Origin of the sequence: Niastella vici, from assembly GCF_002077945.1 — a bacterium.
In the GTDB taxonomy this organism is placed as follows: Bacteria; Bacteroidota; Bacteroidia; order Chitinophagales; family Chitinophagaceae; genus Niastella; species Niastella vici.
The window spans coordinates 1-14,870 of record NZ_LVYD01000096.1 but is presented as its reverse complement, the minus strand read 5'-3'; the positions used below and the strand labels follow the sequence as shown (position 1 = coordinate 14,870).

Genomic DNA, 14,870 nt, shown 5'->3' with positions numbered 1-14,870 from the left:
TTCACGGGCTTTGCACAGCGCGATAGATAATTGTGCAGCTGCCCCGGGTTTTAGTGATTTTGTTCGATAATAGGTAAAAGCAATCCCATTTCTCCCGGCTTTTTCTACCTTAGTACAAATTTTTACGGATATGCCTACTAAAAAAGTAAATAACCGTATAAATCTGAAATCGCTATCGCCAAAACCTTACTGGCGTGAGATCCTCGCTATATTCACCCTGCTGCTGGCCATTGTTTTTTTCAGAAGTGAAAGAAGAGAACTGCAGGCCATTCTTCCGCAAATACAGCAGGCACGGCCATTTTGGTTGCTCGCCGGTTTAACGGTTACCTTTATTTATATTCTTTTCCAGGGCGGCATGTACCGCAAAAGTTTTGCCGCTATTGAACTGAAGCTGAAATGGACGCACGCCGTTATCCTGTTCCTGAAACGGAATTTTGTAAGTGTTTTTTTACCGGCAGGCGGTGTTAGTGCACTGGCTTATTCGCCTTCACAAATACGTAAACAGGGTTTTCATCAACCACAGGTGCACCAGGCAAGCGGTTTATTTGCCTTTGCCGGTTTGCTCACTGTTTTTATTGTGGGGCTGCCGGTTGTCATTTACACCGTTTATGTAACCAGCCGTTTTAAAAACGCCTGGCTCGCACTACTTGCTTCCCTGCTCATTATTACCGGGCTGGCATTAGCCGTGCGTTCAATTAAACAAAAAAAGAAGCTGTACCAGTGGCTCGATAAAAAATTCCCTTCTTTCACCCCCACCCTAAACGAGGTATTTGCCACGAACGTTAACCTGCCCTCCTTTTCAGGCGCTGTTGGGTTTTCAATTGGGGTTGAGCTGTGCGGCATGGTGCACTTATACATTGCCATGCTGGCCCTGGGCGCACCGGCTTCTTTTGGTGCATCGGCTGCGGCTTATATTATTTCTGTTTTAATGATGATACTGTCGCCCTTTTTGCGTGGGTTGGGCGCCGTGGAATTATCCATGGCCTATGTACTGCAACAATTCGGGTACGATAGCACCCAGGCCTTATCCATTACCATTTTATACCGGGTATTTGAATTCTGGCTGCCCTTGCTTTCCGGCTTTATTGCATTGTGCTGGAAAGGAAGAAAACTATTCTTAAGGGCTGCACCCGTATTGCTGTGTTTCGCATTGGGCATTGTAAACATTATATCGGTTATCACCCCTCCTATCCATAACCGTACGCGCCTGCTGCGGGAGTACCTGCCGTTAACTACTATTCACGCTTCGCACCTGCTGGTATTATTGATCGGGTTAACCTTGCTGGGCACTTCGGCATTTTTATTTCGCGGACTGCGCAATGCCTGGATCATTGCACTTACCCTGTCGGTTTTTTCGTTAATTGGTCATTTAACAAAAGCACTCGATTACGAAGAAGCGATCTTTTCGTGTTTAACCCTTATAGTATTAATAACCACCGCATCGCAATACCGCATCCGCAGCAGCAATAAATGGATGCAGGCCGGCTTAAAAACCGCCCTCATCAGCTTTGCAGCAGTGGCCCTGTTTGGTTTTCTTAATTTCTATTTTATTAAACCCCGGCATTTCGGCGTCGATTTCACCTGGCAGGAATCGCTGTTTCATACTATAAGAAGTATACTGCTGGCCGACGATACCTCGCTTCATCCCATAACAAGGTTCGCCCATGAATTGATCTGGCTCATCAGGGCCCTGGGCTTTTTTACCTGGGCATTCTTATTATTCACCTTTATTAAACCGCATATAAAAAAACATACGGTAACCGAAAATTACCGCGAGCGCGCCCTGTTCTTATTGAACGAGTTTGGTAATTCGGCCATTGATTATTTCAAAGTATATAAAGACAAATTATTTTTCTTTTCAGATATCCATGAGGCCTTTATTGCCTATCGCATCTCAGGCGGTTTTGCCATTGTACTGGAAGAACCAGTTTGTGCAGAAGAATGCAAGGTTGAAGTGTTGCAGGAATTTGACCGGCAGTGCCGCAAAATGGGTTTAAAGCCGGCTTTTTACCGGGTCGATGAAAGCAGCGTTCTATGGTTTAGCCAGTTAAAGAAACGCAAGCTCATGATTGGGCAGGAAGCGATCCTGAACATAAACGAATTCTCCCTCGAAGGCCGGGATAAAAAATCATTACGCAACGGATTAAACAGCCTGCAGAAAAAAGGGTATACTGTTTCGGTGCATACCGCTCCGCATACAGCCACCTTACTGGCAGCACTTCGACAGGTATCAAATGAATGGCTGGAAAGTTATGACAGGGAAGAACAGATCTTTTCGCAGGGCATGTTCGACGAAAAGGAACTGATGCACCAGGATGTAATTGTTGTTCAGGATGCCGGAGGTTCCATAAAAGCTTTTCTGAATATTATTCCCGATTATGCTGAGGAAGAATGCACCTATGATCTTATACGCAGAAGCAATGACGCACCGCCAGCCGTTATGGACGCCCTGATCATTCAGCTGATCGCTTATGCCAAAGAACGTAAACAGTTGTATTTAAACCTGGGGTTGGTGCCTATGTCGGGTATTGCCCAACCCGATAATACGGCCGAGCAGCTCATTAAACTGGCAGCTGAAAAAATAAAACGGTTCCAGCATTACAAAGGCCTGCGTGACTTCAAAGAGAAATATGCCACCCTGTGGGAAAACAAATACCTTGTTTACGATAATGATTTTGATCTGTTGCAATTGCCCCTGGCCATTCGCCATGTAATGAAGCCTTAATGTAAACAAATACTAAATACTCCTGAAATGTTCTATGAGCATTTCAACAGCTACAACAACCAGTAAAGAATAATAATCGAGAATAAACAATCGCTGCCAAAGTCCCCGCAGCGGTATTATTTGCATTTTAGCCAGCAGGAACAGGATGATAAAGGACAATCCGCTAAAGGCTACAAAGCGGGTATAGGCATAAAGCCGGGGAAATAACTTTTTCGGAAATACTTTCAGCAATACAAAAGAAAGTACCGCAATGGCTACCACGCCAATTGTGCTGAACAATAAATGCAGTATGCCCATTAACGCCAGTTCATCACCTGCATGTTCATATGGAAACAGTCCTGAGCCAATACCTTCACCCAAACCATATAGAACGATGAGCCATACCGCCCAATGCTGCCAGAAGCCTTTGTTAAAAATTGTTCTTCGTAATCCGTATGCATATAATACAACCAGGATACTTAGGACCACTTCCCAGGTATTCATGTACAACGCCACCGGACTGTTGGCCGTGCCGAGGTAACTTTCTGACTGGTTCAGCGCATCATAATTTTTATAAATAAACCCGATGATAAAGGTCACGGCAAAATCACCCGCACAGGCAACAAAACAACAAACAGCAGTAAACACAACGAACCACGAAGAAGGTGCTTTCAAATGAATGGCGGCTTTATTTCCCGTTCAATTTAAATAAAAAAGGCCGGATCAGGTAAGCGCCTGTCTATCGAAGAATAACTATTTTTTGTAATTGATAGTTGCGATGATCGATCCAGACGGCCTTCGGAATGTTGTACCGGTGCATGTAGGCCCTGGCTGAATCAATATTAACTACCGGGGTGATATTTCGGTGTGCATACACATCGATCACGGCGTTCCAGTTATTCATAAATAATTTATAGTCAGCCGGCACCTGTTGCACCTGTTGCCCCAGCTTTTTGTAAATATCAAAAGGAGTTCCATCCCATGACACTTTGCCCGGCCTGTTTATAAAATAATATTGACAACAGGCTATTACAAAATAAGTCGCTATTACGCCGTAAAAAACACGATTGGCGGCAAGCGTGATGATCAGCCTTGTTGCCACAATGACCAGCAGAATGCTTAGCGGTATTAACGCAAATTCATGAACAGCCGACCATTCCGTTAAAATAAGGTTATACAGTAATACAGCCGGTGCATAAATAACCAGGAACGTAATTTCCGGCGCAGTAAAGCTTGTTCTCACCTTTTTAAAGAAAACAACTGCAAGGGACAAAAGCAGGAGTAATAATAAAGGAAAATAGGAGGTGACAATATTTTTAACAATAGAACCAACCCTTACAATAAACGGATCGCCTGTGTTGACGATGCTTCTTCCCGTGAAACGAAACAGCAGGGTTTTCATCAGGTTGTCCATACCTGCATAGGAGGCAAATTGGATAAACAATATGGTGATGGCAGTAATACATGCAATTGCCATTGCAAATAAAAGCGGGAGATATCTCTTGTCCTTTCGGATCTTAAATAAGATATAGACCGAACTTACTGCCGAGAGAAACAGCACGAACCAGTCAATATATACCAACACTATGATAAGCAAAAACAAAAAAATCAACCTGGAAGTGCGGATATTATCCGCCGATTGCAGCATGGGGATAAGCAATAAGAGTGCAGCAATGACAAAGGGCATCATGATGCCGGTAGTGACATAGCCATTTCCAAGATACCATAAAATACCGGGAGAGAACATAAACAGGAAGCAGGCCAAAAGTATGCTTTGATATCTCCGGGGCTGGCTGGCATCAAACAGCCGTTCGCAGAGCAGGAACAACAGGATAACGGCAGCGAGATTGAAAAAAAGATTGATCACCTGAAGGTATACCGGCTCAACAGGCAAATGAAATACCTGGTAAATAAAATACGGGATAACATACCATCCCGGGCCAAATGAAAGGTACAGGATGTTTCCCGATGAATCGATATTTGGAAGATCCTGCGGGCATTTGTCGCCCGGGTTCTGATAGTTTAACAATGGAACGTAATGAAAACGATAACCACCGCCGGCTTGCCGCCATGATTCTATATTTACCAGTATGACGGCAGAATTGTATTCATGGTGTTTGGAAAGAGGCCGGTTTATGTTGGGCAGGCGCAGCAGAATGCTGACCACAAAAAGCAATAACACGATGAACAGCGCTTGTCTCCGCCCTATACTTTTTTGCATTTCTCCTTTCAATTATTGTTTTTGATCATCGTGATAAAAAACGAAAACACTACGAACTGCAACCCGGCAATCATACAAAATCCACCGGGGATTATAATCCTGAAAATGGATTCCGGGTTTAACTGACGAAAGTAAACCTGGTACCATTTGTACAGGGCAGTGGTATTGATGGCGATACCTGCCAGGAACAGGCCGCCCCCGATGAGCAATCCTTTTTCAAAATTCAAATGTCTGGAGATCCATAAGGTGATGCCGTTTTGCCGGTAAAGCTCCCGGCTCATTCCATAGATCCTTACCATGCAATAGAATTCCATAAAGGTCAATGACAGCACCAGGAATACAGAGCAAAAGTATAAGGTGTGTATATCGAGATTCAGGTTAAAGATGCGTACCTGATTGAAGAGAATGCTTCCGCCTAAAACAAGCCCTAACACCATAAAAAAAAGGGCCGGGTACAGCAGCAGCCACTTGGGGCTCAGCAATAAGATCAACTTCAGATGCTTCCAGCCGTCGCTCCAGGTCTTTAAATGCGGCTTTCTTCCCCGCCCATCTTTGTATAATTTTACAGGCACCTCCGTAATGTTGCACTTTTTGTAAGAAGCCTTCGCAATAAGCTCCGTAGCAAATTCCATCCCATGCGATTTCATCTCCAGCTTTTCATAGGCCGACTTTTTTACGCCCCGCATACCACAATTGAAATCTCGTACGGGAACATGAAATGACCGACGGCCGAGATATGAAATAACAGGGGTACCAAGATACCGGTGCAGGAAAGGCATGGCATTTTTCATTATACCCCCTTTAAAACGATTGCCGATTACAATATCAAACCCATGATCGAAGGCTTCCATAAATACCCCGGCCTCACTGAAATCATAGCTATCGTCGGCATCCGCAAAAATAATATGGCTGCCGGTTGCTTCCAGTATGCCATGGTGCAATGCAGATCCATACCCTTTTGCAGCAACGTGCACGCAGCGTATGCCTGCGTCGTGGCATATAGCAAGGGAATTATCGGTGCTGCCATTGTCGGCCACAATGATTTCTGCGGGGATCGATAGTTTCTTTATAAATGATTTGGCTTTTGAAATGCAAACAGGTAGTGTTTCCTCCTCATTGAGACACGGCATTACAATACTAAGGCTCGTTGCGGGCATTAAATTGCTTGGTTAATTGAAGTTACCAGGTAAAGATATTAAAAAGTTTTCTTCAGGAGGTATACATTGTTGAACCCCAGTTGGAATTTCCTGTGCGCAAGGAGCGTAAAACCCGCTTGCCCGAAAACAGCCGGTATACTGTTTGGATCAAAGCCATAATGTTCTTCAAGTGACATCCCTTTTATAAGGCGCAATCTTTTTAAGATGGCCAGCAGCGTATCTGTTTTTGGAGAAGGCACTGTAATAATGATAAGGCCATCCTGCGTGAGCAGCTGCGCACAGGTAACAGCTATCTGTTGCTGTAATAAGAGCGGAATATGTTCCAGCACGGCGAGCATACAAATACAATTGACCTTCGCGGCAGTTCGCCAATCATCCGGAAAAAACCCTTTTACCAGGGAGAAATTTCCAGTGCTTACTTCCTGTTGCAATAACGGATCGATGCCCCAGCCATAATGAAGTTTTTTGCCCAGGGCCCTGAAGAGTTCGCCCTGGTGACAGCCGATGTCCAATACTGTGCTGCCTGATGGAATATACTTGGCAGCCATTTTAATACGCTTTTGTTGCAGGTACTTATCCAGGAATGTCATGCTGCGAAATTGTGCATTCAAAAGCAAATGAACAAATTCACCTTTCTGCTTTCAGCCACTCGCAAACAGCAACATGCCAGACATATTATCCGCACAAACCCGCATCAAATTAACCTTCAGAGATTAAAAACAGCATAAAATCGCGTTATTTATTCGTTATTATGCTCCTTTCTGCGTTAGATATGATTACATTTACATATAATCTCTACCAACTGCTATGCTTAAAAAAGAGCGTCAGGCCTATATTTTGCACCAGGTGCACCTGCATAACAAGGTTCTATCTTCATTGTTAAGCCAGGAGATCAGGGTATCGGAAGATACTATCCGCAGGGACTTGCAGGAACTGGCCGATGAAGGCAAGATCATAAAAGTACACGGTGGCGCCCTCAGCCACTCATTCAGCGAAGTACGTTACCCGGCCGACATCGTTTACTCACAGGACCATAAGCAGATCATAGCCCATAAAGCAGCTGCACTCATACAAAACGATATGTTTGTGCTTACCAGTGGTGGCACCACCATCATTGAGCTGGCCCGCGCCCTGCCCCGCCAGCTAAGGGCCACTTTCATGTCGGGCAGTATTCCGGCCATCCTGGAATATATGCAACACCCCACCATCGATGTCATCATGATCGGTGACCGCATCTCGAAAAACTCCAAAATTACCATTGGCGCCGAAGCCATTGCCCGCATCAAACAGATCAATGCCGACCTGTGCTTTTTAGGCATCAACGCCATCGATCTGAAACATGGCATCACCGACAACGATTGGGAAGTGGTGCAATTGAAAAAGGCAATGATACAATCGGCCCGCAAAACGGTTTGTTTAACCATCTCCGAAAAGATCAATACGTTACAACCTATCCACATCTGTGATATCCAGCATATCGATGTGCTTATCACAGAGCTTCCACCCGATGATCCCCTGCTGAAACCCTATGTTGACTCAGGTATTCAGGTACTATAATGAGAAAATTCAAACCAAAATGTAAAAAGTATGAGAACATGGAAGCTTTTTAGTTGGATCATGTTTGTTAGTTTAAACATGATCACGACCAACCTGATGGCGCAAGGCGTTCCCATTAGCGGAACTGTGCGTTCAGAAGATGGCACTCCCCTGCCCGGCGTTACGGTCACTATTGTTGGCACCGACCGGGCAACCATTACCGACATGGGTGGCAAATTCACCATTAATGCAAAAGAGAATGCTTTGCTGGAATTCAGCTATGTGGGCTTTTCCAAACAAAGAATAAAAGCCAAAGCCGGCATGGATGTACACCTGGCATTAAGCGAAACCGGCCAAATGCAGGACGTTGTAGTTACGGCTATGGGTATTAAAAAAGAAAGAAAGGCCCTGGGCTATTCGGTTACCGAATTAAATGCGTCGGAATTAATGAAAAATAAAAATACCAATGTCGTTAATTCCCTGGTTGGTAAAGTTCCGGGCGTAAACATTACCCAATTCAGCGGTGCGGCCGGCGCCGGCGCTTCTATCACCATTCGCGGTGGTAACTCCACATCAGATGGCCGGCAAAACCAGCCCTTATTTGTTATTGATGGCGTTATATATGATAACTCAACTACCGTTACCGGTAATACGGGTACCGATGGGTTAAGCCGCAGTAATACCACTTACTCGAACCGGGTTATGGATATTAACCCTGAAGATATTGAAAGCCTGTCGGTACTGAAAGGCGCGGCAGCCGCAGCCCTGTACGGATCGCGGGCGGCAGATGGTGTTATCATTATCACCACCAAGAAAGGCGCTGAAGGCATGATAAAGGTCAATGTGAACAGTAAGGTGATCACTTCCTGGGCCAATAAGCTGCCTGAAGCGCAAACAGCATTTGGAAACGGTTTGTATGCCAGCAATGGCGTTTTTAACAATATTACGCCCACGCTAAATGCGGCTTCAGTTCCCCAGTTTAACTCGTGGGGACAAAAACTTACCTCAGCAGATACCGTATACGACAATATCGGTGATTTCTTTCAGCATGGTATTGTATATGATAACAACGTAAACGTATCGGGCGGTACAAAGAACAGCTCTTTTTATTTATCGGGTTCTAATTTTAATCAAACGGGTATCATTCGCAGAACAGGTTATAACAAAACCACTTTCCGTTTTAATGGCGAACAAAGATATGGACGTTTGACCCTGAATGCCAATGTTGCCTATTCTGTTGCCAATACCGACAGAACCTTAACCACTGCCGGTTTGTACAGCGGCGGTGGTAATGGAACCATGGGCGCTGTATACAGCTGGCCCCAGGTATTCAATATGAAAAACTATGCAAACATCGATGGCACCCAGTATCGCAAATTCGGTGGACCGATCCCTTTGGAAAACGATATTGACAATCCTTACTGGATCATCAATAAAGATAAATTAACCTCACAGACCAAACGTATTACCGGCGGCATCAATACCAGCTATAAAATCACCAACTGGTGGGATGTGATTGCACGCCTGGGCTACGACCAGTATAACACCAATGATTATACCTATATTAACCCGGGCTCTGCGGTGAGTCAATTATATCAGAACGGGCGCCTGAGCAAGGATCTGTATGGCTATACCTACCTTACCACAACGGTAATGACCAATTTTCATAAAACATTCAGGGGTTTTGATACGCACCTGATGCTGGGGACCACTTCAGAAAATACGGATTGGGTAAACCAGAATCATTGGGGATACAACTTTGTTACTGCCGGTACGGCCAGCTTTAGTAATATAATAAGCACCAATCAATTTTTTAAAGATGGTACAACAAAAAAACGGCTGGTAGGCGCTTATGGCGAGGTTGGCATTTCTTATAAAGACATCGCTTTTCTCACTGCAACAGGACGTAACGACTGGTCGTCGACCCTGCCTGTAGATAACAGGTCGTATTTTTATCCTTCGGTGAGCGGCTCTTTTGTTTTTTCGCAATTGTTGCCCCAGATCCCAATTCTTTCCTTTGGTAAAGTGCGGGCAAGCTGGGCGCAGGTTGGTAAAGACGCCAACCCCTATGCGACCCTTACTTATGTAAATAATCCCATCTCCATTGGTGCTTTTACCGGAATTGGTAATCAGTATACCAGTGGCAATCCTTATTTAAAACCAGAAATTCAAAATTCCTGGGAAATTGGCGGCGAGCTGCGTTTTCTGCGTAACCGTGTTGGGTTAGATTATACCTATTATCATAGTGAAACACAGAATCAGATTGCTCAGCCACGTTTGTCGAATGCCAGCGGGTATATTTTGAAATCCATCAACTCAGGTTCAGTAATTAACAAAGGGATGGAAATAGCCCTTACAGGTAAAGCGATCGTACAAAAGGATTTTGGCTGGGATGTAATGCTGAACTTCTCGTATAACAAAGGCCGGTTGGGAACTTTCCTTCCGGGCGTAGCCTATTTTTACCCCACCGACGCTCAATTTGGAACTGTAAAAGCAGCCTCCATTCCCAACGGTGGCTATTTCCTGGGTATGACGGGTACCACTTACCTGCGTGAAACGGATGCCGACAAAAAGGAGATCCCCAATGGCCGCTACCAGGTAGACCCTACAACGGGATTATATAAACTGAACACCAATAACCCCATCGTAGGTAACCGCGAACCCAGTTTCATCGGCGGCTTTAATAATACGTTCCGGTACAAACATGTCATATTATCATTTTTGCTCGACTTCCGCAAAGGCGGCGATGTGTATAACGGAACAGAGTATGCTATGGTCATTAACGGTTTAAGTAAAAGGACCCTGCTGAATGACCGCGCATCAGTAACCGTAAGCGGCGTCAATGCCAATACAGGAGCTGATTTTGAACAAACCTACGAGGCAGATAAGTCATATACCATTGGAACCACTACATTTTCTGGCAAGAATATGATCCAGCAGTACTGGTCGAACTACGCAGCCAATTCCATGAATTTTATCACTTCTGTAAATTGGGTGAAACTGCGTTCTTTGTCGGTAACGTATGACTTTTCGGGCATCCTGAAGAATAAAAAGATCATCAGGGAGCTCTCGGCAACGGCTATAGGCACCAATTTAATTACATGGACCAACTACAAAGGAATGGATCCTGAAGTAAGCGCAGCAGGCGGAACAGGAGGATCGGGTTCAACCGGTATCGATTACCTGGGCGTGCCCGCCGTAGCAAGTTTCACCTTCGGGATAAATATGACGTTTTAATCAATGAAAAAAAGGAAATCATGAGACATTCAAAATATATTATAATCGGCTGCCTGCTGGTTTTAGGTGCAACATCCTGTAAAAAATGGCTCGATGTGAATACCGACCCCAATAACCCAAACAATGAAACGGTACTGGTTCAAAACAGGTTGCCCTGGATCCAACACTTTTATTGTTACACAGCAGGAGTTACCAATTTCCGTACTTCCTGCCAGGCCGGGGTTTACTATAGCACCACAGCAAGTGCCAATGCATTCAGCACAACCTGGATAGCCTCAACAGGTAATATAACCCCTTATCAAACCTGGTTTGTGGAAGTAGCTTCCAACCTGAACGATCTGTATAATTCCGCAAAGAAAAAAGGCGCCTGGCATTATATGGCTACTGCTGATGTATTCCATGCCCTGGGTTTTATGGAAATGCTGGATGTATATGGAGAAATGCCTTACACCCAGGCATTATCCGAAACAGCAAGCCCTGGCTTTGATGATGGCAAAACCATTTACTACGGGTGTATGGCAAAATTGGATGAAGCCATTGAGCTGTTCAGTAAAACGCAGGATGCCACTGCCCCTACCCTTGCCAGCGGCGATATGTGGAATGCCGGCGATGTAAACAAGTGGATAAAATTATGCTACGGATTGAAAGCCCGCTACATGCTTAAGCTGTCAAAAAAATCGGACCTGTTCAATGCAGATTCCGTTTTATATTTCCTGTCAAAAGGACCGCAGAGCATTGCCGACAATGTAGTGCAACCAGGTTATAACAACAGTACAGTAACCGACTATTTATTGGGCGACCCGGTTGTAACCAACGGCAACTTTGATTATGTGGCTTATGGCAGTGGCCAACGCATTTCGCAGTACTATTACAACCTCCTTACCAATATGCGCGGTGCGGGCGTTACTGATCCGCGGATGACTAAAATAGTGCCAGCTTCCATGTCGAATATTCAACTCGATGCCAGTGGTAAAGTGACGTCTTTTACCTGGAACCGTTCTAAAGGCGTTGATTCATACGGCGCCTCGGCGCGGTTGGTGAAAGGCGGTGCAGCATCTATTGTAACGCCCACTTATGCCATATTGAATACCACCATAGCGTATAAGATCACCAATGCAACGGACCGTGCAAATTTCATTGCCGACCAGGTGGCAGCAGGGCGTACTTTCACCACCAATGTAGATACCGTAAAGGTAACCTACAAGGCAGGTTCCATATTTATAAACAGTACCAATTACCTGTATGCGGGCGATACGGCGTATGTAAATATGCGCAGCAGTGCGCTGGCCACCTCGGGCATACCCGCCCAGGGCGAAAAAGATGTAAGCTGGTATCCATCTGCCGCCGCTTTTTCGGCAGGCGCTGTTGCCTCTACCGGTTCCTTCCAGGTTCGCCCTGTTAGTGACCAGGAAATTCTCACCTACCATGAAATGTGCTTTATCAAGGCTGAAGTGTATATGAGAAAAGGCGATGTTGCCAATGCATACACAGCCTATATCGCAGGTATACAGGCGCACCTGAATATGATGCAGGCAAAGTTGACTGCATGGCAGGCCGCCACGTATACGGCTACCAATCCCGATATGGCGCCAATGAATCAAACCGACATCAACACGTATCTTACAAGCAATGCGGTGGCAGGTGCAGGTACTTTAACCATGGCCGACATCATGCTGCAAAAATATATTGCCATGGGCTGCAGCATTGAGAACTGGAACGATATGCGCCGGTTTAATTTCAGCGCCGGTAATGTGGGTTCCTTTGGCGTGGTGTATCCCGGGTACGATCGCGGGCCATTATTTGCAGGCACCGCCCAATATACAGGAGGCGGCAAAACTGATCCCCGGTACTGGCAACGCCGGTGGTCTTTACCAACCACCCTTGAATTGAATTATAACCTCACCAATGCCCTTGCCATAAACCCACACGCTACAGACCCCAACATCTGGAGTATGCCTGTTTGGTGGGATTGCGCAACAGATGGGGAATATTATGGATACCTTAATAAATAGTAATTAAAACAGAAAAATGAAGCCGCTCCAAAGTAATGGGGCGGCTTTTTATTTGGGCGGTTATTACAGTTATAGCTTTTTCATTTAATTTACCGCTCATTTTACATTGTTTAGTAATTAAATATGATACGATACTTTTTCATCGCAGCTTCCTTATTCCTGGGTTTGCAATCCGGCGCCCAAACCCTCACCATGCCTCCTGAAATACAAAAAGCCTACGACAATGGCACGCGCTCGCTCAATGGCAAACCGGGCGAAAAATACTGGCAGAACCGTGGGCGTTATACGATCTCTTTAACGGTAATGCCGCCCGACAGCACCATACGGGGAGTAGAGCAGATCGTTTACTTCAATAACAGTCCCGATACGCTGAAAAGCCTGAACATGAAAATGATCATGAATGTGCATCGTAGTACCGGCGGCATCAAGGTTGACGAAATTGTGATCCGGGAAAACAAAGTGGCCTGGGACAACAGTAAAGCTGTTACCACAAATCAAATGGTTGACCTCACTGATCCATTGCTACCGCACGATTCTATAAAGCTTAACATTAAATGGCATTATACGCTTTCGCACAGGCCTGCGCGCGAGGGAATAATTGATTCAAACAGTTTTTATCTCGCTTATTTTTATCCGCGGGTTTCCGTTTATGACGATTATAAAGGATGGGACACCCAACCACATACGGGAAACCTGGAATTTTATAATGATTTCAACGACTATACGGTAAATGTAACCGTTCCCACCAATTTTATGGTATGGGCTACCGGCACCTTGCAAAACCCGGGTGAAGTGTTACAACCTGCTATTGCCGAACGGCTGCAACAGTCAATGACAAGCGATAGCACCATACACGTTGCCACCGTAGCTGATTGGAGCAACAAAAAAGTCACTGCACAAAATGCCACCAATACCTGGAAATGGGTTGCCGGTAATATCAGCGATATTGCCATCGGCATCAGCGACCATTACGACTGGGATGCAGCAAGCGTTGTGGTTGACAATAGAACCAACCGGCGGGTAAGCATGCAGGCGGCCTTTGCCGATTCATCGAACGACTTTCATCAATCGGTACAGTTCGGCAGAAATTCACTGGCCTGGTTTTCGAATAACTGGCCGGGCATTCCGTATCCCTATCCAAAGTCAAACGCATTCCAGGGATTTGCAGATATGGAATACCCGATGATGATCAATGACAGCCACACCTCCGACCTCGTTTTTGCCCAACTGGTGCAGGACCATGAACAGGCCCATACTTACTTTCCTTTTTACATGGGTATTAACGAAAGTTATTATGCCTTTATGGACGAAGGCTGGGCCACTACTTTTGAATACCTGATCGGCATTGCAGAAAAAGGCCAGAAAGCCGCTGATGATTTTTATAAACAATTCCGCGTTATCCGCTGGATCAACGGTTCCCACACAAAAGAGAACCCCATCATTACCCCCAGCCCCGATGTTACCTTTGGTGGTGGTAATAACAGCTATGGAAAACCATCGCTCAGCTATCTTGCCGTAAAGGACCTGCTGGGCGATAAATTATTCAGGAAGGGGCTGCACAACTACATGAATAACTGGAATGGTAAACATCCTATTCCCTGGGATTATTTTTATTCAATGGAAAAGGGTGCTAAAAAGAAGCTGGACTGGTTCTTTTATAACTGGTTCTTTACGCCTTACTACATTGATCTCAACCTGGTAAAGGCTGATAAAACTAAAAAAGGATACGCGCTGAACATTAAGAACGTTGGTGGATTTGCGGTTCCTTTTGATGTGATCGCCACTTTTGACGACGGATCAACAGAAAGCTTTCATCAAACACCCATAGTTTGGGAGCAAAACCAAAAAGAGATAACTGTAACTATTAAAACCAAAAAAACGGTAAAGTCGTTGCAACTAAACGGTGGCATATTTATGGATGCCAATGTAAAAGATAATACCTGGCTGGCGAATTAATGCAGGCCAGGAAAAGAAAAAAGAGGCTGTCTCAAAAGTAATTTGAG

Annotated in this window: 9 protein-coding genes; 5 read left to right on the top strand and 4 right to left on the bottom strand. The window is 45.1% G+C overall.

What is annotated here, in order from left to right:
- Nucleotides 1-130 precede the first annotated feature (130 nt).
- Entirely contained in the window at nucleotides 131-2,725 is a 2,595-nt protein-coding gene (locus A3860_RS34570) for a phosphatidylglycerol lysyltransferase domain-containing protein (RefSeq protein ID WP_081155168.1), read from the top strand.
- Between the two features lie 12 nt (nucleotides 2,726-2,737).
- Here the strand turns inward: A3860_RS34570 and A3860_RS34565 are convergent, their stop codons facing one another.
- From A3860_RS34565 to A3860_RS34550, 4 genes are all read right to left on the bottom strand, one after another.
- Nucleotides 2,738-3,379: a DUF998 domain-containing protein gene (locus A3860_RS34565; protein WP_158085454.1), complete on the bottom strand. Its 642-nt coding sequence runs from the start codon at nucleotides 3,377-3,379 to the stop codon at nucleotides 2,738-2,740.
- Between the two features lie 64 nt (nucleotides 3,380-3,443).
- Nucleotides 3,444-4,925 carry a hypothetical protein gene (locus A3860_RS34560; protein WP_143774414.1) on the bottom strand — a complete coding sequence of 494 codons (1,482 nt, stop codon included), beginning with the start codon at nucleotides 4,923-4,925 and terminating at the stop codon, nucleotides 3,444-3,446.
- Between the two features lie 8 nt (nucleotides 4,926-4,933).
- The gene (locus A3860_RS34555; RefSeq protein ID WP_081155165.1) at nucleotides 4,934-6,082 is read right to left on the bottom strand and encodes a glycosyltransferase family 2 protein; all 1,149 of its coding nucleotides are present in this window, start codon (nucleotides 6,080-6,082) and stop codon (nucleotides 4,934-4,936) included.
- A 38-nt stretch (nucleotides 6,083-6,120) separates the two neighbouring features.
- A complete protein-coding gene (locus A3860_RS34550) occupies nucleotides 6,121-6,672 on the bottom strand; it encodes a class I SAM-dependent methyltransferase (RefSeq protein WP_081155164.1) in 552 nt (183 codons plus the stop codon).
- A gap of 217 nt (nucleotides 6,673-6,889) precedes the next feature.
- Between A3860_RS34550 and A3860_RS34545 the strand changes: the two genes are divergently transcribed.
- The 4 genes from A3860_RS34545 to A3860_RS34530 all read left to right on the top strand — a co-directional run bounded on the left by A3860_RS34545 (nucleotide 6,890) and on the right by A3860_RS34530 (nucleotide 14,823).
- The gene (locus A3860_RS34545; RefSeq protein WP_081155163.1) at nucleotides 6,890-7,639 is read left to right on the top strand and encodes a DeoR/GlpR family DNA-binding transcription regulator; all 750 of its coding nucleotides are present in this window, start codon (nucleotides 6,890-6,892) and stop codon (nucleotides 7,637-7,639) included.
- 30 nt (nucleotides 7,640-7,669) lie between these two features.
- Entirely contained in the window at nucleotides 7,670-10,855 is a 3,186-nt protein-coding gene (locus A3860_RS34540) for a SusC/RagA family TonB-linked outer membrane protein (RefSeq protein WP_081155162.1), read from the top strand.
- Nucleotides 10,856-10,875: 20 nt separating this feature from the next.
- A complete protein-coding gene (locus tag A3860_RS34535) occupies nucleotides 10,876-12,867 on the top strand; it encodes a SusD/RagB family nutrient-binding outer membrane lipoprotein (protein WP_081155161.1) in 1,992 nt (663 codons plus the stop codon).
- 123 nt (nucleotides 12,868-12,990) lie between these two features.
- Nucleotides 12,991-14,823, top strand: a complete 1,833-nt coding sequence (locus A3860_RS34530) for a M1 family metallopeptidase (protein WP_081155160.1) — start codon at nucleotides 12,991-12,993, stop codon at nucleotides 14,821-14,823.
- The last annotated feature ends 47 nt before the right edge of the window (nucleotides 14,824-14,870 follow it).

What these genes read in the sequence shown, in the direction of transcription:
- A3860_RS34545 (WP_081155163.1), top strand. Translation starts at nt 6,890, where the DNA reads ATGCTTAAAAAAGAGCGTCAGGCCTATATTTTGCACCAGGTGCACCTG.
- A3860_RS34570 (WP_081155168.1), top strand. Translation starts at nt 131, where the DNA reads ATGCCTACTAAAAAAGTAAATAACCGTATAAATCTGAAATCGCTATCG.
- A3860_RS34535 (WP_081155161.1), top strand. Translation starts at nt 10,876, where the DNA reads ATGAGACATTCAAAATATATTATAATCGGCTGCCTGCTGGTTTTAGGT.
- A3860_RS34555 (WP_081155165.1), bottom strand. Translation starts at nt 6,082, where the DNA reads ATGCCCGCAACGAGCCTTAGTATTGTAATGCCGTGTCTCAATGAGGAG.
- A3860_RS34560 (WP_143774414.1), bottom strand. Translation starts at nt 4,925, where the DNA reads ATGCAAAAAAGTATAGGGCGGAGACAAGCGCTGTTCATCGTGTTATTG.
- A3860_RS34540 (WP_081155162.1), top strand. Translation starts at nt 7,670, where the DNA reads ATGAGAACATGGAAGCTTTTTAGTTGGATCATGTTTGTTAGTTTAAAC.
- A3860_RS34530 (WP_081155160.1), top strand. Translation starts at nt 12,991, where the DNA reads ATGATACGATACTTTTTCATCGCAGCTTCCTTATTCCTGGGTTTGCAA.
- A3860_RS34550 (WP_081155164.1), bottom strand. Translation starts at nt 6,672, where the DNA reads ATGACATTCCTGGATAAGTACCTGCAACAAAAGCGTATTAAAATGGCT.